The organism is Pedobacter chinensis (assembly GCF_003339865.1).
GTDB classification, from domain to species: Bacteria; Bacteroidota; Bacteroidia; order Sphingobacteriales; family Sphingobacteriaceae; genus Pedobacter; species Pedobacter chinensis.
In genome coordinates this window covers 359,651-380,224 of sequence record NZ_QPKV01000002.1, presented here as the reverse complement: position 1 = coordinate 380,224, position 20,574 = coordinate 359,651, and the positions used below count along the sequence as shown (strand labels likewise).

18 protein-coding genes are annotated in these 20,574 nt (G+C 35.9%); 13 read left to right on the top strand and 5 right to left on the bottom strand.

The window, feature by feature from the left end:
• Nucleotides 1-9: 9 nt before the first annotated feature.
• Nucleotides 10-1,734 carry a TRAFs-binding domain-containing protein gene (locus DU508_RS02820; RefSeq protein WP_115401323.1) on the top strand — a complete coding sequence of 575 codons (1,725 nt, stop codon included), beginning with the start codon at nt 10-12 and terminating at the stop codon, nt 1,732-1,734.
• A 30-nt stretch (nt 1,735-1,764) separates the two neighbouring features.
• On the opposite strand, the gene DU508_RS02815 is transcribed toward DU508_RS02820, so the two are convergent.
• The gene (locus DU508_RS02815; RefSeq protein ID WP_115401322.1) at nt 1,765-2,736 is read right to left on the bottom strand and encodes a hypothetical protein; all 972 of its coding nucleotides are present in this window, start codon (nt 2,734-2,736) and stop codon (nt 1,765-1,767) included.
• A 395-nt stretch (nt 2,737-3,131) separates the two neighbouring features.
• Between DU508_RS02815 and DU508_RS02810 the strand changes: the two genes are divergently transcribed.
• From DU508_RS02810 to glgX, 3 genes are all read left to right on the top strand, one after another.
• The gene (locus tag DU508_RS02810) at nt 3,132-3,521 is read left to right on the top strand and encodes a VOC family protein (protein ID WP_115401321.1); all 390 of its coding nucleotides are present in this window, start codon (nt 3,132-3,134) and stop codon (nt 3,519-3,521) included.
• A 57-nt stretch (nt 3,522-3,578) separates the two neighbouring features.
• Complete coding sequence (locus DU508_RS02805; RefSeq protein ID WP_233509383.1) at nt 3,579-4,724, top strand: serine hydrolase domain-containing protein; 1,146 nt, start codon at nt 3,579-3,581, stop codon at nt 4,722-4,724.
• A 282-nt stretch (nt 4,725-5,006) separates the two neighbouring features.
• Nucleotides 5,007-7,133 (top strand): glycogen debranching protein GlgX, encoded by a 2,127-nt coding sequence (gene glgX, locus DU508_RS02800; RefSeq protein ID WP_115401319.1) that lies wholly within the window; start codon nt 5,007-5,009, stop codon nt 7,131-7,133.
• Between the two features lie 339 nt (nt 7,134-7,472).
• On the opposite strand, the gene DU508_RS02795 is transcribed toward glgX, so the two are convergent.
• Nucleotides 7,473-7,694, bottom strand: a complete 222-nt coding sequence (locus DU508_RS02795) for a DUF3606 domain-containing protein (protein ID WP_115401318.1) — start codon at nt 7,692-7,694, stop codon at nt 7,473-7,475.
• Nucleotides 7,695-8,129: 435 nt separating this feature from the next.
• On the opposite strand from DU508_RS02795, the gene DU508_RS02790 reads away from it, so the two are divergent.
• The 4 genes from DU508_RS02790 to DU508_RS02775 all read left to right on the top strand — a co-directional run bounded on the left by DU508_RS02790 (nt 8,130) and on the right by DU508_RS02775 (nt 11,671).
• Entirely contained in the window at nt 8,130-8,303 is a 174-nt protein-coding gene (locus DU508_RS02790; protein ID WP_199562631.1) for a DUF3606 domain-containing protein, read from the top strand.
• A gap of 11 nt (nt 8,304-8,314) precedes the next feature.
• On the top strand, nt 8,315-11,014 hold the full coding sequence (gene ligD, locus DU508_RS02785; RefSeq protein ID WP_115401316.1) for a DNA ligase D: 2,700 nt from the start codon (nt 8,315-8,317) through the stop codon (nt 11,012-11,014).
• Nucleotides 11,015-11,064: 50 nt separating this feature from the next.
• Nucleotides 11,065-11,361, top strand: a complete 297-nt coding sequence (locus tag DU508_RS02780; protein WP_115401315.1) for a Dabb family protein — start codon at nt 11,065-11,067, stop codon at nt 11,359-11,361.
• A 97-nt stretch (nt 11,362-11,458) separates the two neighbouring features.
• Nucleotides 11,459-11,671, top strand: a complete 213-nt coding sequence (locus DU508_RS02775; protein ID WP_115401314.1) for a hypothetical protein — start codon at nt 11,459-11,461, stop codon at nt 11,669-11,671.
• An 86-nt stretch (nt 11,672-11,757) separates the two neighbouring features.
• Here DU508_RS02775 and DU508_RS02770 read toward each other — a convergent pair whose 3' ends face one another.
• The gene (locus DU508_RS02770; RefSeq protein WP_115401799.1) at nt 11,758-12,945 is read right to left on the bottom strand and encodes a DUF1624 domain-containing protein; all 1,188 of its coding nucleotides are present in this window, start codon (nt 12,943-12,945) and stop codon (nt 11,758-11,760) included.
• Between the two features lie 274 nt (nt 12,946-13,219).
• Here DU508_RS02770 and DU508_RS02765 point away from each other — a divergent pair, with 274 nt between their 5' ends.
• From DU508_RS02765 to DU508_RS02750, 4 genes are all read left to right on the top strand, one after another.
• On the top strand, nt 13,220-14,305 hold the full coding sequence (locus DU508_RS02765) for a glycoside hydrolase family 76 protein (protein ID WP_115401313.1): 1,086 nt from the start codon (nt 13,220-13,222) through the stop codon (nt 14,303-14,305).
• A 13-nt stretch (nt 14,306-14,318) separates the two neighbouring features.
• The gene (locus DU508_RS02760; protein WP_115401312.1) at nt 14,319-15,743 is read left to right on the top strand and encodes a glycoside hydrolase family 125 protein; all 1,425 of its coding nucleotides are present in this window, start codon (nt 14,319-14,321) and stop codon (nt 15,741-15,743) included.
• A 280-nt stretch (nt 15,744-16,023) separates the two neighbouring features.
• On the top strand, nt 16,024-17,211 hold the full coding sequence (locus tag DU508_RS02755) for a GAF domain-containing sensor histidine kinase (RefSeq protein WP_115401311.1): 1,188 nt from the start codon (nt 16,024-16,026) through the stop codon (nt 17,209-17,211).
• Nucleotides 17,208-17,402, top strand: a complete 195-nt coding sequence (locus DU508_RS02750) for a hypothetical protein (RefSeq protein ID WP_115401310.1) — start codon at nt 17,208-17,210, stop codon at nt 17,400-17,402. Before DU508_RS02755 ends, DU508_RS02750 begins: the two co-directional genes overlap by 4 nt.
• Here DU508_RS02750 and DU508_RS02745 read toward each other — a convergent pair whose 3' ends face one another.
• On the bottom strand, nt 17,403-17,756 hold the full coding sequence (locus DU508_RS02745) for a nuclear transport factor 2 family protein (RefSeq protein WP_115401309.1): 354 nt from the start codon (nt 17,754-17,756) through the stop codon (nt 17,403-17,405).
• A gap of 177 nt (nt 17,757-17,933) precedes the next feature.
• Between DU508_RS02745 and DU508_RS02740 the strand changes: the two genes are divergently transcribed.
• The gene (locus tag DU508_RS02740; RefSeq protein WP_115401308.1) at nt 17,934-18,329 is read left to right on the top strand and encodes a hypothetical protein; all 396 of its coding nucleotides are present in this window, start codon (nt 17,934-17,936) and stop codon (nt 18,327-18,329) included.
• Between the two features lie 2 nt (nt 18,330-18,331).
• On the opposite strand, the gene DU508_RS02735 is transcribed toward DU508_RS02740, so the two are convergent.
• Nucleotides 18,332-20,566: a DUF4838 domain-containing protein gene (locus DU508_RS02735; RefSeq protein WP_158542118.1), complete on the bottom strand. Its 2,235-nt coding sequence runs from the start codon at nt 20,564-20,566 to the stop codon at nt 18,332-18,334.
• Between the last annotated feature and the right edge of the window lie 8 nt (nt 20,567-20,574).

Here is a 20,574-nt window from a genome sequence, read left to right as displayed (position 1 = left end):
TCTATCAATATGAACGCCGCAGAATATTATAGTAACATTAAAAAAGCACTAAAAACTTACGACATCAAAAGTGTAGAAAGAATTTGCAATGAATTTGTTAGGGTTTTATATAAAACCGATGATATTTTTGAAATCGCCGACTTAGAAAAAATTATTCAGGACTTAAGAGATAACAGATTGTTCCCGTTGTTGCAACATGTTGGCAATGCATTGATTCAAACAGAGCGATCATCAAGCAAAATTATATCGCAATATGCCCAGGCACTGATTGATCAGGATAATTTAATCGCAGCCATTAGTATCTTGAAAGATTTAGAGCTGGAAACCCGTGATGAAACAGTTCTAGGCAATAAAAAGATTAACCTGGAATGTAAAGGTCTTTTGGGGCGGGCTTATAAGCAGGTTTATGTAGATGCGGACAATCCAAATAAATTGCAAAATCAGAATTTTTTAAAAACAGCCATCCAATACTATTATGGAGGGTACCTGATAGATCCTGATGCTAACACCTGGCATGGAATTAATGTTGTTACATTGCTAAAACGTGCTAAGGCAGATGGAATTGATTTTGATCAGTTTCCGGATGAAGATGTGATTGCCCAAACAATTTTGGATAGAATTGAAACACTCGTTTACGATCAGCAAGCATCAGCCTGGGATTTTTCTACTGCCGCTGAAGCTTGCATCGCTTTAGGAAAAGCCAGTGACGCGCTGGAATGGATGAGTGGTTATGTGCGGATGCCTTACGTTACTTCATTTCAGTTAGCAAGCACATTAAGGCAGCTTGAAGAAGTTTGGCAATTAACCATTGAATCTGAATCTGGCTTACTTTTACTCCCACTATTACGCTCCAAATTATTAGAAAAAGAGGGTGGAAGCATGATTATTGACGCCCAAAACTTAAAAGATCAAAAAGATGCTTCAGAAAATATTCTGCAAAAATATGAGTCGATTAAAAAAGATACGAAAAGTGATACTCTTGGTATAACCCTGGAAAAGGTTTTTGGCGAAGACTCTTTTAAAACCTATAAATGGTATGCCAAAGGTTCTGATAGGTGCCTGGCGGTGGCCAGATTAGGACGAGACAGTTCAAAGGGGTTTGGAACTGGTTTTTTATTGAAAGGAAAAGCATTACATGAATCTTTAGGAAATGAACTGGTATTGATTACCAATGCGCATGTTGTAAGCAATGATCCTGCAGAAAAATCACTTCGTCCGGAAGAAGTAACAATTATTTTCGAAGCATTAAGTCGTGATGAAGAATTTAAGCCTTCAGAAATTATATGGTCTTCTCCAAGTACAGCATTGGATGTGAGTATTTTAAGATTTAGTGCCGATGAACACGAGCGATTGTTACAGCTAACAGAGAAAGTGGAGATTTATCCGGTTTCAAAATACCTGCCGGTTATAGATGAGGAAAGCCCATCTCAAAGAATATATATCATTGGTCATCCTTTTGGCGGCACGTTGCAATTGTCTTTTCAAGATAACGTACTGCTTGATCATGAAGATCCTAAAATACACTACCGTACGCCAACAGAGGGTGGGAGCTCCGGAAGTCCTGTATTTAACCAGCAATGGGATTTGATAGGTTTACACCATGCAGGCAGTGCCGAAATGCGTTGCTTAAACAATAAACCAGGCGAATATGAAGCAAATGAAGGGATCTGGATAGAATCCATTAAAAGAGAATTCTCCCGGTTTTTAGATGCCAACCCAATTAAGCCAATTTAAACAGATTCAATTAATGCAACACCAACACCCCTAAAACAAGCCTTGTTTTAAATCAACCTCTTTCATCCTGGCTCTGATAACTGCATAGGTTATTTGCGAAAATGGATTGTTGGCCGCATCTCTTACTGCATCTATTTCGTTCATTCCATCGGGTGCTAATATTCCATAGCCCCCATAATAAATGGGCTTGGCATTAATGATTGTATTGTAATCTGATTTTCTAACCATTAACCAAAAACCAGGATTCAGGCAACTTACAAAATTTGTAGAAAGTCCACCACTTAACTCATCTCTGGCCGTTTGGGTAAAACCCAGTTTTACAGGCTGACTTTGAAAAAGTACCTCCGGGTTTTTATCGAAAAGGTTATCTAACATCCCACTGATACAATTGACCGCAGTTTCTGTAATTCCAGGAAAACCGATGAGAGAAAAAAGTTCTTTTGCAGCATCGGTTTTGGCAAATGAAAAAACCTGATTCCACCAGGATGGTTTTTCATGTTTTACAACCTTTAGTGAGATTTGTCCAACCCCACCTGGTAAAGAAATGGGTTTGTTACCAAGGGCCTGTTCTGTACTTTTCTTAAAATCTTTAGATTGAGATTTTGCACTTTTAATTTCGTTATATAAATCTAAACCACCGTTTATACAATAAAAAAGCTTCTCCAATGCACCAATTTTTTGTTCCTGCCCAATCTGCAATTGCAGTGTGGCCTTGGTATCACGATCAATATCCTCATTGCTGCCAATTTTAAAACCTTCAAAATCAAGAAGCATATTAATATCGGGCCGTTCAGCTGTTCCAACTAAACCAGGTATAACTTCACTGGTATTTAAAACACGTTTATCCCCATCAGATAGTTGCAGCAAAATAAACTGAGTTGGATCAGTTATATTTTTAGCGGCATTCTCAAAAATGCTTTTATTATGATTTTCAGGTGCAATTTTACTTTCCCATTCTGCCTGGTTAAAAAGCTTCTCGTTATTTGCAGCGAATACTCCCATGTTGTTAGTTTTTACTAAAATTATTAAATAAGAAAGTTATTGCATATACTTAATAGTTAGTAAAATACAGGTTTTTGCTGCTCGTGTTTCAATAATTAACAATTAAGATTACTTTTTCTTTCTTCGTCATAATGACAATTCAGGAGTAAAACCACCTGAGACATTTAAGAACACCACAGCTATGTGCTCTATATTTCTATATGGCAAAAACCAGCGCTGAATGATGGTCCAAGCGTTCAGGTTATGGCATAAAAGAAGATTGCTTTTTCTTTTCCTCATGCTATAATGTTAATGCCGCCGTAATTACCAATTGAAGGAAATAAATCTGATATTTGAGTATGAAAAAAATAGCTTTATTTACATTTCTATTATCAATACTTATCTTTCAAAAATCCATGGCACAAAAACCAGCCGTATTAAATCATATCGCCGTTTATGTAAATGATTTAGGTAAATCAACCACTTTTTACGAAAGCGTTTTCAGCTTGAACATTATCCCCGAACCTTTTAAAGATGGAAAACATACCTGGTTTTCTTTAGGGAGCGCAGGTGCCCTTCATTTAATAGAAGGAGCAAAAAACAATCAGATTTTTGATAGAAATGACCATTTATGCTTTAGCGTACCATCAATTGATGATTTTATCAAAAAATTACAAAGCAAAAATATTAATTTCGAAGATTGGGCTGGGAAATCAGGCGCAATTAACATTCGTGTAGATGGAGTAAAACAAATCTATTTCAAAGATCCAGACGGACATTGGTTAGAAGTAAATGATGCCAAGTAAATTTTTCAATTCAACAAGAAACCATTAAACGCTATACTTAAATCCTAACCACCTATTATGAAACTTTACCGTTCTAAATGCCTGTTGACATTGATGCCATTTTTATTCTTTTGTTTAACCGTTCGGGCACAGTTTGAAAAAGCAGAAACTGATTTCGGTGCTGTTATGCAAAAATTCAATGCCGTTGGTGCTTCTGTTGCAGTGGTTAAAAAAGGAAAGATCATTTACACGCATTCGTTCGGCTTGAAAGATCTGGAACGTAATATTCCTCTTACCGACCAGGATATTTTTAGGATTGCATCAATATCCAAATCTTTTTCTGCCACCTCAATTATGCAATTGGTAGAAGCTGGCAAACTATCATTGGATAATGATTTTGGCGACCTGGTTGGTTTTAAAATTAGAAATCCAAAATATCCGGATCAAAAAATTACATTGAGAATGGCACTTTCTCACACTTCAAGTTTAAATGATTCGCAGGGATATTTGAATCTCGATCTCATCAATCCCGATAAAAATCCAAATTGGGCAAAGTGTTATAATGATTATTTACCAGGAACCAAATTTGATTATTGTAACCTTAATTTCAACTTAATAGGTACCATCATAGAAAAAAAATCCGGCGAGCGGTTTGACGATTACGTTAAAAATCATGTGCTAAAACCTTTAGGACTTTACGGAGGCTATTGTATTGATTCTTTAGATAGTACCCGATTTGTTAAGCTTTACGAATACAATCCCAACGACAGGAAATTTACACCATCGCCAACAGCTTATGCACCTCGTAGAACTGAAATTCAGCATTATGTAATGGGTTATAGTACCCCGATTTTTTCGCCTACAGGTGGGATGAAAATTTCGGCAACAGATTTAGCCAGATACATGATTATGCACATGAATTACGGAAAATCAAATGGTGTGAAAATTATTTCAAAAAAGAGTGCAAAGCTGATGCAAACCGCAGTCACCAATGATGAAGGTTATGGCTTTGCGATCAGGAGTGCAGATAATTTAATACCTGGTGTTAAACTGAAAGGACATACTGGTTCGGCTTACGGACTTTATAGTACCATGTTTTTCAATCCGAAGGAAAAATTTGGAATTGTTATCATTACCAACGGAATAAACGCTACTTATACAGATGATTTTCCTGATTTTAGCAGGGCCGCCATCAATAGCCTCTATCAGAATTTTATAAAGTAACATAAATTCAAGGTGGGAAATCTTATCTCATGTTGCTACACCTTTAACCACATCTTCATTCCTTCCTTGAGTGAATCTTAATGCGTTGGGCGTGTGGTTTCGCAATGCAGAAAAAAATAAAAATAAAGTCTGTGTAAATCATCTTGAATCTGCGGGATATTTTCCTGTAAAAAAATCCATGCTTTCAAATTTCATTTTAGATTTTTAAAACATTTCTACTTCAAAATGAATTATAACTGCGATACCGAAATACGTTGAACTAACATTCTAAATTTTTAAAGAATGCCTGAATATTTACAATTTCCTGGAGATGCTTATCCATTAGGTGCAACTTGGAATGGTAAGGGAGTAAACTTTGCGCTATATGCAGAAAACGCTACAGCTGTTGATTTATGTTTTTTTGATCATGAACATGCAGAAAATGAAACAGTAAGAATTAGCATTCAGGAACGGTCGCACCAAATCTGGCATGCCTATATTCCGGATATCAACCCAGGACAATTATATGGCTACCGTGTTTATGGTCCTTATAAACCTTGTTTAGGACATAGATTTAATGGAAATAAGGTCTTGCTAGATCCCTATGCTAAGGCAATAGCTGGCAATATTAAATGGGATGAATCTTTATTTGGTTACCAATTGGGTGCTGAAGAATTGGATTTAAGTTTCAGTGAAACCGATAATGCAGCCTTCGTTCCAAAATCAGTTGTGATAGATCCGACTTACGATTGGGAAGATGATCAGCATCCTAAAACAGATTATCATCAAACGGTTATTTATGAATTGCATGTTAAGGGATTTACCAAAACCCATCCGGATATACCCGAACATTTAAGAGGTACTTATGCCGGATTGGCACATCCCGTTGCAATAGATTATTTAAAAAACCTAGGTGTTACGGCAGTTGAGCTTATGCCTGTTCATCAATTCATATCCGATCATCATTTAGAAGAAAAAGGACTGAACAATTACTGGGGTTACAACACAATCGGCTTTTTTGCACCCGATTCCCGCTATGCATCATCAGATATCCGCGGAGAACAGGTTAAAGAATTTAAAGATATGGTTAAAGCTTTGCATCAGGCTGGCATAGAAGTGATTCTGGATGTAGTTTATAATCATACTGGTGAAGGAAACGAGCTTGGTCCAACATTATCATTCAAAGGCATTGATAATTGTTCTTATTACCGTTTAGAACAAAACAAGCGTTATTATACTGATTATACCGGAACAGGAAATACCTTAAATTCGATGTTGCCAAATGTATTACGGTTTATGATGGACAGTTTGCGTTACTGGATTTTAGAAATGCATGTTGATGGATTTCGTTTCGATCTTGCTTCTACCCTGGCAAGAGAATTACATGAAGTTAACCGGTTAAGTGCCTTTTTTGATATTATTCATCAAGATCCGGTTATTTCACAAGTAAAATTAATCGCCGAACCCTGGGATGTGGGTGAAGGGGGGTATCAGGTTGGTAAATTTCCTCCGGATTGGGCAGAATGGAATGGGATGTATCGCGATGTGATGCGTGATTACTGGCGTGGCAATCCAAATATGCTGGGCGAATTTGCGCAGCGATTTTTAGGCAGTCCTGATTTGTATGAGGAAGATTACCGCAGACCAACGGCCAGCATTAACTTTATTACCGCACATGATGGTTTCACGCTTCATGATCTGGTTTCCTACAACCATAAGCATAATGAAGCTAACCTTGATGACAATACAGATGGCGAAGACCATAACAAATCATGGAATTGCGGAGTTGAAGGAGAAACTGATGATCAGGAAATTAATAATCTGCGTATGCAGCAAAAACGCAATTTTTTGGCCACTTTATTTTTATCACAAGGAATACCAATGTTGGTTTCAGGTGATGAAATTGGTAAAACGCAGTTTGGAAACAATAACACCTATTGCCAGGATAACGAACTTTCGTGGTTAAATTGGGAATCTGCAGATCAATCTTTGCTGAATTTTACAAGAGAACTGATTCAGTTGCGATTGAACCATCCTAGTTTAAGGAGAAGGAAATGGTTTAATGGCCAGGAAGTTGGCGAAGATGGGATTAAGGACATCGCCTGGTTTACGCCAGATGGCAACCCAATGAAGCGCCATAATTGGGAAAAAGATTTTGCCCGCTCAATTGGCATTTATTTTCATGGCGAAGGCATTCAAAGCAAAGGACCAATGGGTGAGGATATTTTGGACAACCACTTCTTCATTATTTTTAATGCACACTATGAGGAGTTGAATTATAAACTCCCTAAAGCAGATTATGGTAATAAATGGAGAAAGATTTTAGATACTGCCAGCGGAGAGATTTCTAAAAATGAATTGGAGCTGTATGCAGCTGCTGAAAATTTAAAGGTAAGCGGCAGATCTGTTCTGGTACTGAAATCAGAATAATAATGGCGCTTTAAAGTCTTATTTTATTCATTTTAAAATAAAATGTAGCGGAAGGTCTAATACAAACATTTATTCAAAATTTGTCAACTCCACTACATTTCATCCGAAGCAGTTCACACTACTATTAAAGTAAATTTGATAAACCATTTTAGGATAAGGCATCGTTAATATCTTAATTTTTGCTTTTGGGTGTTTAATGCATACCCAACAATTTGTTTGAAAAAAACGGTTTCATTCGGCGGAAGATCTATTAAATAGGCACAGTCAGTAATCATACAATCTAATTCATTCTGTTGGTTTTACCCTGCATTGATTTTATTATTCATGGTAAAATAATCACTACTGGTTAACAAAACGTTGATATGTGCTTGCAGATGTAATTTTGTCAATACTCAAATAAGCTTTTAACTTGGAGAACTCCATGCTCTGGATAGCTTTCACTGCTGACTTTAATTTTTCACTACTTACGCCTAATCTTGCTGCCCAGTAATTGCGATCCTGTTCATCAGCAATATCGATCAGCTCTTTTCTGGCTGTTGTCGAAATGTTTTGATATTCCATCGGTTTATAAATTGGTTATTAGCAATAACACCATCTGAATAAATATGGTTTTATGAAAAGTAAATAAATTTTAAAATAATGTAAACTTTCTGTGAGCTAACGAATTATAACTTTATTATCCATTTTTAATTTAAAGAAATATACCATGGAAAATCAGGATATTAATCCTCGTGAACGAAAAAAAGAAGAACAAATAGCAGAAAACAGCGAAGGAATGTAGATGGAACTAGCTTTGGTGGATCACAAAATGAAGATGCAGATCAGATTATGGATCATGAAGATTCTGAATTAAATAAAGACCTGGAAGGGGGCGATTATTCTAAAGAAGGTAAAACACTTGATGGACGTGATTTCGATACAGATGAAAGTGTGGGTTAATCCTTTAAAAACCTTTTCTATTTATTAACTGTTTTAAAATAATCTAATCAAAAAATCATGGATGATAAACAGAAAACAGGTGGTGCTGATCGGGGTAGAATCAACATCAACGAAAGTTATGAGGTAGATTATTGGTCTAACAAATTTGGTGTTAGTAAAGATAAGCTAAAGGCAGCAGTACAAACAGTCGGAACCTCGGCAGATGCTGTTGAAGAATTCTTAAAAAAGTAAACAATTAAACTATGAGTCTCCAAAAATATGTTGCTAAACGAGATTTTTCTAAAACTTCAGAACCTAAAGCTGGAAAAAGTAAAAGTAAAACTGAACTGCTTTTTGTAATTCAAAAACACGATGCATCACGTTTACACTATGATTTCAGGCTGGAAATGGATGGCGTTTTGAAGAGTTGGGCCGTACCTAAAGGCCCTTCAACTGATCCTAAAAATAAACGTTTGGCCATGATGGTGGAAGATCATCCTTTCGATTACAGAAATTTTGAGGGTATTATCCCTAAGGGAGAATATGGTGGCGGAACAGTAATTGTTTGGGATGAAGGAACGTATGAACCAATAGCGGAGATTAAAGGGAAAAAAGCCCAGGAAAAACATCTGTTGAATCAATTAAAGGAAGGTTCGCTAAAAATAAAACTACACGGAGAAAAGTTAAATGGCGAATTCGCTTTGGTAAAAACCCATGGCATGGGCGAAAATGGTTGGTTATTAATCAAACATAACGATGAATATGCCTCCACCAAAGATATTACCAAACTGGATAAATCAGTCCTGTCCGGAAAAACAATTGCTGGCATGGAGAAAACTTCAGAAAAAGTTTGGAAAGAAGGAAAAGCACAAAAAATAAAAGATGATAAAAAAAATCCCGTGGAGGGTAAAAAAAAGGAAACGCAAGAGGTAGGGGCAGAAGCTGATCTTGAGCCCAAATCAATTTTAAAAAAAGCGCCAAAAGCGACAATGCCAAAAGGTATTAAACCAATGCTTGCAACCCTTGTAGATGAACCTTTTGATGACGACAATTGGCAGTATGAAGTAAAATGGGATGGTTACAGAGCTTTGGCATTCATTAATAAAAAGAACGTTGATTTATTTTCAAGAAACAATAAATCTTTCAATGAAAAGTTTTATCCCATTTATGATTTACTTCAGGAATGGAAAATAAATGCCGTTTTGGATGGTGAGATTTTAGTTTTAAATGATAAAGGGATTTCCAACTTTGGATCATTACAGAATTGGCGAAGCGAAGCTGATGGCGAGCTTGTTTTTTATGTGTTTGACCTGCTTTGGTATGAGGGTAAAAACTTAATGGAGCTTCCATTAGTTCAACGACAAGCGGTATTAAATGAGATTCTTCCCACTGATGATGATCGGATCAGACTGGGTAAAGTGTTTAAAGCAAGCGGAGTAGATTTTTTTGCTGCGGCAGAAAAAATGGGACTGGAAGGAATCATTGCAAAAAAAATAAACAGTACTTATGTATCTGACCGCAGATCGAAAGACTGGTTGAAGATTAAAATCCATAAAAGGCAGGAAGTGGTAATTGCCGGATATACCAAAAATGAAGATACTTCAAAACCTTTCAGTTCATTATTACTAGGCGTTTACGAAAAAGGAAAATTACAATATGTAGGCAAAGTGGGTACCGGATTTTCTGATCGGATACAAAGGGATATGATAAAGCAATTTGAACCTTTAATTACTAATGAAAGTCCTTTTAAGGCCATTCCTGATGTAAATAAGCCATCGAGGTTCAGGCCAAATCCGCCGAAGGCCAAAGCAACCTGGTTAAAGCCAGAATTGGTTTGCGAAGTAGCCTTTACCGAAGTAACCGATGATGGCGTTTTCCGTCATCCTTCTTTTCAAGGGATGAGGGAAGATAAAGCAGCTAAAGATGTAGTAAGGGAAAAAGAAGCATCGACAGAAAAAATAATTGATAGCCAGGAAGAAGAAGAAAATAAACACGCACAAGCGATAAAACCTCCAAAAGGAAAAGAACCTAAAACCTTGCTAAATCCAAAAGATGAAACGCAGGTAAGGAAAATAAAAGGCCATGAACTTAAATTTACCAATTTAAGTAAGGTTTACTGGCCGGAAGATAAGGTGACCAAAAGGGACATGTTTAATTACTATTATCAGGTTGCTGATTATATTCTTCCTTATTTAAAAGACAGACCACAGTCGCTCAACCGTTTTCCTGGTGGCATTCATGGCAATAGTTTCTATCAAAAAGATGTAAAAGGTAAAGCACCGGATTGGGCCAAAACTTTTCCTTATGAAACCGGAGATGGAGAAGCAAAAGAATATCTGGTTGGTACTGATGAGGCATCTTTACTATGGATGGCCAGCTTAGGTTGTATTGAAATGAATCCGTGGTTTAGTCGTATTCAAAGTCCTGATAATCCGGATTATTGTGTGATTGATTTAGACCCCGATCAGCATACTTTCGATCAGGTTGTAGAAGCGGCACTGGAAACTAAAAAAGTATTGGATGCGATTGATGTTCCGGGTTATTGTAAAACATCAGGCTCAACGGGAATGCATATTTATATTCCTTTAAATGCCAAATACAGCTATGATCAAAGCCAAATGTTCGCTAAAATAATTGTGAATCTGGTTCATCAGCAAATTCCAGAGTACACTTCGCTCGAACGAATGGTTTCAGCCAGAAAAGGGAAAATGTATCTGGATTTTTTACAGAACAGGCCTGGGGCAACCATTGCCGGTCCTTACTCTCTTCGCCCAAAAATAGGCGCTACAGTATCTACACCACTCCATTGGGATGAAGTTAAACCAGGCTTAAAAATGAAAGATTTTAATATTCTCAATGTCATTGACCGGTTAAAAGTGGAGGGTGATCTTTTTAAAGGAGTACTGGGAAAAGGAATCGACTTAAAAAAGGCAATCAGCAAGGCAAAAAGTGTTTTTGGCTAAACCATAAATGATCTTTAAGGGTTTCACTATATTTGGGAAAAATATAAAAAATGATAGCCCACCACGTTTTATTCTGGCTTAAGGCCGACACTACTGAAGATCAAAAAGTTGCTTTTCGTAAAAGTTTACAAACCCTTGAAGACATCGAAGTTGTTAAAAATTTTCATGTCGGAACCCCGGCTCCAATCGAAAGAGCTGTTGTAGATACAACATATACCTTTAGCCTGATCTTATTTTTCGAAGACCTGGCCGCTCATGATGTTTATCAGGTACATCCACTGCATAAAGCTTTCTTAGAAGAATTTAGGGTTTTCTTTGATAAAGTGGTGATTTACGACGCCCATTAAAAATATTAGTTATTCAAAAGCCGTCACTCCCCAATTAATCGTAACTTGGATTATTATGTAAATTCGTAATATTATCTGTTCAATAGAAAACCATGCAATGAAGAATATAAAATTGTTTGAAGATAAAAAAGTCCGTACACATTGGGATGACAAAGAGGAAACATGGTACTTCTCTGTTATTGATATAATAGAAATTCTTACAGGCAGTAGTATTCCCAAGAGATATTGGAGTGACTTAAAAAAGAAGCTAACAAAAGAAGGAAGTCAGTTGTACGAAAAAATCGTACAACTGAAATTTGAAGTGGATTGATGGCCTATAAAAAATAGGAGGTCTCTACATTGATAAATGTATAGTAATTAGTTAAGGAAAAACGGAGAACTTCTTTATTCTCAATATTAAATATAACTCAACCACCATTGGCCGTGCGTTTCCTTATATTTCTTGAACCATTTACAAGGCAAATAAAGAATGGCTACTACGGCAATCCAAATCAAATAAACCAGGGGCAAACCAAATCCAAAGTCAGCTGGCCTGAATAGAAACGGGATTTGAACAATCTGTTGACTGGTATATCCGGTTGTAAAAAAGGCTATTACCAATATGGTGTGTAAAAGATAAAAATGAATGACATAGTAAAAGAAAGGCACAGCGCCATAAACTGATGCAATTCTGGTGAACCAATTGTTTATTTTTTCTGTAAAAGCCAGAAATAACATCGCAGGGCCCAATGTCATTGAGATATATTGCAGAGATGGCGGATATTTACTCACATTAAAAAAGGCAAGCAGGTTTTTGAACAGGTCGCCATATTCCTTTCTGGGCACAGGATCGCCATAAATATTAACGAATCTTAAAAGTAAGAATAAGAAAACTGATAATGATCCAACAATCAACAGGTTTCGTTTTCTCTTGGCTGCATCGTATGTCTTTTTATACCAGGCACCAATTCCGTATCCAACAAACATTACACCTGTCCATGGTAAAATAGCATAAAAAATTCCAATAAAATGGTTGTTTGGCAAAGGCACAATTGTTCCGAACGCTGTAAAAAATACCTTTAATATTAAAGCCATGTCCGGGTTTTTTGGAACGGGCAATAAATTAAAAATATTATGTCCGAATACGAGCAATAAACCTACAATCAAAACGGTTTTATATGAGATTCTGCTGGCTAAGGCTAAAAAAATCATACTGCAACCTATTGCCCATATTACCTGTAAGATGATAAAATTGTATAACGGATTAAATGTTAATCCGAGTGTTATGATCAGTATTTCTACCACAATTAACCATAAACCACGTTTTAACAGAAACGAACTTGCCGCGGCAGAAGTTTTATTTTGTGCAGAAAGGTAAGCAGACAGCCCCGAAAGAAAAACAAAAACCGGCGCACAGAAATGTGTAATCCATCGGATAAAAAATAAAGCTCCTGTTGTTGTTTCCGGATTTAGCGGATCGCTCGTCATAGCGCCAATGTGAAAAAAATCACGGGTATGATCAAGAGCCATTATAATCATTACTAATCCACGCAGGATATCAATTGAAAGTATACGTTTTGATGATAGTGATTGATCAATAGTCATGGTGTCAGGTTTGGTATCATTAAAGATATAAATTCTATACCAGATCAATAACAATATTTTCTATTAATACCATAGATGGATATAGTTGTAAAAACGATTTAGAAATACTTTAATTGACGTTTTTGATTTTGATGTTAAAAAAATTATAATAATATTTGTTTTGGCTCTGACCAAATAATCGTAATAAGATTTCGAACATTCTTATTGCTTTTTGATCCAATGAACTAATATTGATAATTACGATCTTTTAAAAAAAGATCAAAAATTTTATTAAATGCGAAGTTATTTTAGAAATTTCAGCTGTTTCATTTTTGCGATAACAGTTACCGCTTTTACACAGCACTCTTTTGGGCAAAACAGTAAAAAGGAATATTTAAACCGGATCAATATCATCCAACAGAACATCAACAAGTTTTTCTATGTTGAAGATAAAGGCTTGTATTTGGAAACCATTGGCAAACACGAAAAGCCATTTTCCTATTTATGGCCATTATGTGCACTTATTCAGGCTACCAATGAAACAGAAACGTTGGGCTACAAGAACACAATGAAACCAGTGGTAAAAGCAATAAATCAATATTATACAAATGAACCGCCTTCGCCATCCTATCAATCGTACATTAATAAAAGTTCTCGTTTTTACGATGATAATCAGTGGATTGCCATTGCTTATTTAGATGCATATAACCGAACTAAAGACGCATTTTATTTAGATAAGTCGAAAGAAATTTATAGCTGGTTGTTAACCGGGTATGATGAAAAAACGGGGGGTGGCCTTTATTGGAAAGAAGATGAAAAAACATCCAAAAACACCTGTTCAAACGGGCCAAACATTTTAATATCACTGCAGTTATACAAAATTACCAAAGAGAAAAAATATTTAGATACTGCACTTTTGGTTTACGATTGGACCAATAAAACACTCCGATCTTCTGAAGGTATATTTTACGATGCCATTAAAGTTGCTTCGTCAAAAATAGATTATGCTACTTATACCTATAATACGGGTACAATGTTACAGGCAAACGCATTGCTATATGAGATCACAAATGATGATAAATATCTCAATGAAGCTAAGATAATAGCTACGGCTGCAGAAAAGCATTTTTATCAGCAGGATAAATTGCCTGATCATTACTGGTTTAATGTTGTTTTTATGCGTGGCTATCTGGAATTGTATAAGATAGAAAAAGACTTAAACAGATTGAATTTTTTGATAAAAGATGCAGAAAGAATCTGGAACAATGAACGAGATGAAAATAATTTACTCGGGAAGGGAAAAAACAAATCATTAATCATGCAAGCGGGCATGTTAGAATTTTATGCCCGGTTGGCGCAACTACATTTAACCAAATCATAATCACACATAAATAATGAAAAGAAGAGCATTTATACAAAACACGGGCTTATTGGGTGCGGGTGTTCTAGCATCAAAGTTTTCACTTGCTGCCGGGTTAGTTCCAGAATTTCCGGTAGTAAGAGTAGCACAAGGGAAAAGGCATTTTCAAAGTAAAGCAGTTGATGCTGCTATTAAAACATTTCAATCGAATGTTAAAAATCCAGAATTAGCCTGGCTTTTTGAAAACTGTTTTCCAAATACTTTGGATACAACAGTTTATTATGAAGAGAAAAATGGCAGACCAGATACTTATGTTATTACTGGTGATATTGATGCCATGTGGTTACGCGATAGTTCTGCACAGGTTTGGCCATATCTGCAATTTGTTAATGAGGATGAACCGCTAAAAAAATTAATTGCAGGTGTTATTATCCATCAAACTAAATGTGTTTTAAAAGATCCTTACGCTAATGCGTTTTATGGTGATGCAAATAAAGTTGGCGAGTGGAAAACGGATAAAACTGCTATGCAGGCGGGTGTGCACGAGCGTAAATGGGAAATAGACTCTTTATGTTATCCTATTCGGTTGGCTTATCACTATTGGAAAAAAACAGGAGATAAAATACCTTTTGATGCAGATTGGAAAAAAGGAATCGAGGCAACTTTAAAAACCTTTAAAGAACAACAACGTAAGCATGATAAAGGACCTTATCATTTCCAGCGTGAAACCACTCAACCAACAGATTCTTTGCCGATGGCAGGATATGGTTTCCCGGTAAATCCCGTTGGTTTAATTTGCTCGGCTTTTCGCCCTAGTGATGATGCCACAATTTTCCCATTTCTGGTGCCATCTAACTTTTTTGCAGTTTCCAGCTTAAAACAAGCTGCCGAAATGATTAAAGCACTACAACCTGATAAAACTTTAGAAAGTAATCTGTTAAACCTGGCAAATGAGGTAAACCTTGCACTTCAAAAATACGCCATTGTAAATCATCCTAAATATGGAAAAATTTATGCATTTGAAGTTGATGGTTTTGGAAGCGCTTATTTAATGGATGATTCAAATGTTCCAAGCCTGTTAAGCTTACCATATTTAGGTGCTATGAAGGTAGAAGACCCAATTTATCAAAACACCAGAAAATTCGCGCTTTCTAAAGATAATCCATATTTTTTTAAAGGCACTGCTGCCGAAGGTATCGGTGGGCCACATGCTGGCCAGGATATGATTTGGCCAATGAGTATTACGATGCGTGCACTAACCTCGAAAAATGATGCAGAAATTAAATATTGCATTGATACCTTGCGTAAAACTCATGCCGGAAAAGGTTTTATGCATGAATCATTCAACAAAGATAACCCTGCGAATTTTACCCGTGCCTGGTTTGCATGGTCTAATACTTTATTTGGTGAGTTGCTTTGGAAAACTTACCATGAAAAACCAGCCTTGTTAAAAGCGTAACGAAACAGGATGTCCAAAAAGTCTTACCCAATCGCCGTTATTATAACTTAATTGAGAATCTTAAATTAGGATTAATTGCAACTGCAATTAGGAAGATTTCTATTTTCATTGGAATGGCAGACTGACTTTTTGGACAACCTTTTTAGTTTAACTTTTTTACGATTATCATGCAATTTGTAAATAAAAGAGACAGTATAATGTAAAACAAATGTTAGAACACATTGCCTAATCACTTTTAAATCCAAATTTTTGTAAATTGTGCAAGATTATCCATTAAGCCTTGCAAAAAAACAACAAAAACATTCTTAAAGATATTGAGTCGATCAATCAAATTCCTGCAGTTACAAATATTTTAGAAATTATTTGTAAAACAACAGGAATGGGTTTTTCTGCTGTTGCCAGAGTTACGGCTGAAAAATGGGTGGCATGTGCTGTAAATGATGAGATTAACTTCGGATTAACAGCAGGTGGTGAACTAAAATTGGAAACCACAATTTGCAATGAAATAAGGCAGCACCAAAATCCGGTAGTGATTAATCATGTGGCAGAAGATTTGCATTTTTCCAGCCATCACACTGCTTTATTGTATGGCTTTCAAAGCTATATTTCGGTACCTATTATTCTTAAAAACGGATCGTTTTTTGGAACACTTTGCGCAATAGACCCAAAGCCCGCTAAATTGAACAATCCAACGGTAATCGGCATGTTTAAGATGTTTGCCGACCTTATCGCTTTTCATTTAGATACTTTAGAGCAATTAGCCATTTCGGAAGAAAGGCTGCAGGTTGAAAGGGAAACTTCTGAGCTACGTGAACAATTTATTGCCATTCTCGGTCACGATTTACGCAACCCGCTAAATGCTATTGCAAATAGTGCACAGCTCTTAGCACGAATTAATCATGAAGACAGAACGCAAAAACTTGTTAACATCATTAAAGATTCGTCGTTTAGGATGAATGGTTTGATTGAAAATATGCTTGATTTTGCAAGTGGACGATTGGGTGGTGGAATTACGATTTCGGCTACACCCGATGAAGATTTAGAAAAGATACTATTTCAGGTTATTGAGGAAATACATGCAATTTCTCCTGATAAAAAAATGAAACTCAATTTTGATGTTACACATCCGGTAAACGCCGATGGTAAGCGAATAGCCCAACTGTTTTCTAATTTATTGGGCAATGCGTTAAGTTATAGTCCTGCCGAGTCAACTATCGAAATCACTGCTGAAAGTGATGATGAACAATTTACACTATGCGTGGCCAATCCGGGCAAGAAAATTCCGGAAGCAGCAATGGAGCGACTTTTTCAGCCATTCTCAAGAGGGGAGGTGGAACCTAATCAAAAAGGTTTGGGCCTGGGTTTATACATTGCATCCGAAATTGCTAAAGCACACGGTGGCTCCTTAGCGGTTTCTTCCAGTGAAACACAAACCTGTTTTACCTTATCATTGCCAATATTGAAATGATTTTTGTAGATGATAAAACACCAACCTCAAGTCTTCTTGAAGTAAAGCAGGGAGATAACATCGATAATGGTCAAATATCAGGCAGCGTAAAAAATATCAGCATTCAGGAAACCGATGAGTATTTGATGTTTCTGTTTCTGCTAGAGAACAATCAGGAAATCGTGATCAAAAAGATCAGGCAGGTTTGCTAACTATAATATTGGCCGTGGATCGAAAATTACCTGAAATGATCTGATCTTTTCATTTTCAAGTTTATACCAGCCACATGAAAATATTTCCTTTTCGCCCATGTTAATATTATACCAAAGGCAAACATCGTTACCATCTACGAAAGTTTTCTTGATATCATATTTGAACTTCATCTTTTTCATATCATCGATGTAAACATCTGCGCCATGGCGTTCACCTAATACACCTTTAAAAGTCATGTCATCGGTTAATTGTGCTCTTGCAAGCTCAAAATCTTCTGCATTTAGTGCGCCGATAAAATCCTGAACCACAACTTTTGAATTGTGTTCATCTAAAATTTGATTGGTAATGGCCATAAAAATTTGAAATTGATTGTAAAGTTAAAACGATTATTTATTGATACAAATGTTTGCTTTGCCGATTTTACAATCCATTTCGTGTAAAGAAAGCTGGCATTTCATGTAAAATAAATCACGTCAGAATTAAAATTCTTACCTTTACAATATTGCTGCCCCTGAATGATTTTTATTTAAATGAACGCTTACATAAATTTTATAAAATCCATTTGTTTTGATCCTCTTGCATTAGAAACCCACGCTTACTTTTATATTAGAATGGAACTGGCACTTTGTAAACTTGAACTTTGCAAAGATCTTTTTGTCTTTGAAAGTTTAAAATCTGATTATCGATATAAGTTTTCTCTTCTTGTTAACCATATCACAGAATGCTTAGAGAAAAGAACCTATGGCATGAATTTTTCTAGTGCAGACTTTAATGTTCTGAAAATGAATCTTGCTAAAATCGAAAACTCAGATTTTAATAAGACAATATTGGATTCTGCGATGGAAGATTTAAATCAAATTTTCAAAAATAATAGTTTTGTTGCGTACAATAATCTGGAAACTAAAGTTTTAAGTTTATCTGCATAGCCTTAATAAACTTCAATTTCATCAACAAATATCCAGGGTTTTCGATTAGGATAATCTCGCCATTCTGGTAATTTTTGGAGATTAATTGCCTTAACTTTGATGTACCTTGTATTGGTTATCTTTTTAAAATCTACAGCTAATCTGCACGTTTCTTTATCGTAGTTTTCGCTTAGCTCAGGTTGAATTGATTCTCCTGCGAGTTGATACGTTTTACGGTCTGTAGAGGTATAGATAGAAATTTTATTAGGTAAGAAAACCCAATGTCTTTGATCATTCAAAAAGCCAGTAATTACTTTTCTTACATTCTGAATGCTTCCCAAGTCGATAATTACCTCCATGTCTTTTCCTAACCATCCTAAATAGTTGTATTGGAAATTATTGTAACCTCTTGAACCATCAGTCAGTGTTCTCAAACCTTTACTTAAATATTCGGTATCTGGTTCACTTATTGCCTTTACCGTTTTACCAGTAGCCAAATGCAGTAGTGGTCCGTCCTTAAAAATTTTATTCCATTCTGAGGCATAATCATCAAAAGTTACACCATCTTCCGTAAGTTGTTTTATTCCGTTATTTTTTAAGGCAGCTATAAATCGTTCCACTTTTTTCTCGAAGCCCGGACGGATTTTCCAATTTTTACCATCCACAACAAAAACACCATGTTTTTCTAAACCATAAAAGCGTGCTTGTTGTAAAACAGCATATTCTAAGGATAACCGCTCAATTAAAACATGATGAGAAGATAATGGTTCGTTGTGAACTGCTTGCTCCGCTTTGTCTAAAATATCACTATATTTTTCTATTTGTTCAGGTTTTAACCAGGTATTCCACTCGGCTGACGGATCGCCGTAAATATCCAAAATTCGCTTTGAAGCTACTAACTCTTGTTCCATTGTTTTTTCATATTCTTCTATAAAAGGAGCTGCTTTTCCATAATAAGCAGTCATGAAATTCTGTTTTTCAATGTCAATGTTCACATTTGGGTTCCAGCTTAATTTAGCCAATAGATAGGATTTTAATGCTGTGAATTCGCCTATTGTAACTTCGCTCCCTTGAATGAAAATCCCTGCAACTTTATTCCTGGCAAAAAATTCAATATTTTCTTTTAAAGAATTCTGATTAGGAAACGGGCTTAAATAATTTGTAAATTGTACCACATAATCCCAAATCATAAGGTTTTTGCTTATAGCCGACCAACCCGCCAAATCATTCCTAAAACCGTTCGTTTTAGGATTAGTTTCAATTGGTTTCGATCGATCCAAATCTATTGTCGAAAGCATTACACTTACATTTTTTCGTGGTTTTATTCCAACAGGTGGATGTTTAGAGTAAAGATAAGCCAGGGTAGAAATGCGCTGATCAGGAAAATTTGCCGCTACATTATTTACGAAATTGATTATTGAACCTTGCGGACCGCCATATTTTTTATCAACTGCTGCACAACTGGAACAAGTACAATAACCAAAGCCATCATTTTGAGAAACTGACCAGTATTTCTTTTCAGGATGATTATGGATTTCTTCCTTTAAATTTTGAACTAAAATTTGATAAACATTTTGATTACTTAAACATAATTGCGTGGCTTTTCTCTCGCCGTTTACCAGAGCGTAATATTCCGGGTGATCTTTGAAATACTTTTTGGCTGGCACTAATTTATCAAATGTATGTCCCCAAAGGCCCCATTCATCTTCTAATAATTGCAGTTTATGCCAGTTTCTATATTCTTCATTATATTGATCGGGATAATAAACTTGCCTGAAATGAAACTGCGGGTTTTGCAAATCATTAATTGGAGGAAGTTTTATTGTGCTCTGTTGTGGAATAAAACTGAAATCAGCAGTGTATTTTTTGCATCCTAAATATTGATCCAGGAAATGATAAATCCCGTACAGGGTTGCCTTTTCGGAATTTCCATAAATAAATAATTTCTGACCGATGGTTTTGATCACAAAGCCATCGGTCAGAAATTCTTCTTTAACACTGGTTCTATTGGTTTTACCAATGCAAATTTCCAGGTTACTGGCTTGTTCAACATCAGTTTCAATAGTAAGGGCTGCATTTGAGATTTTTTCAAGATAGTATTTTAATATTTCTGCGGCCTTGTTTTCTGAAATGCCGGCGTGCTTGGGTAAAATAATTTTGTAATCAGATTTAGAATTAATAACCAGGTTCATTTGAGCATATGATTTAGTGAGCATGGCAAATGCAATAATTATTAAACCAATTTTCTGCCTCAACATATCCATTT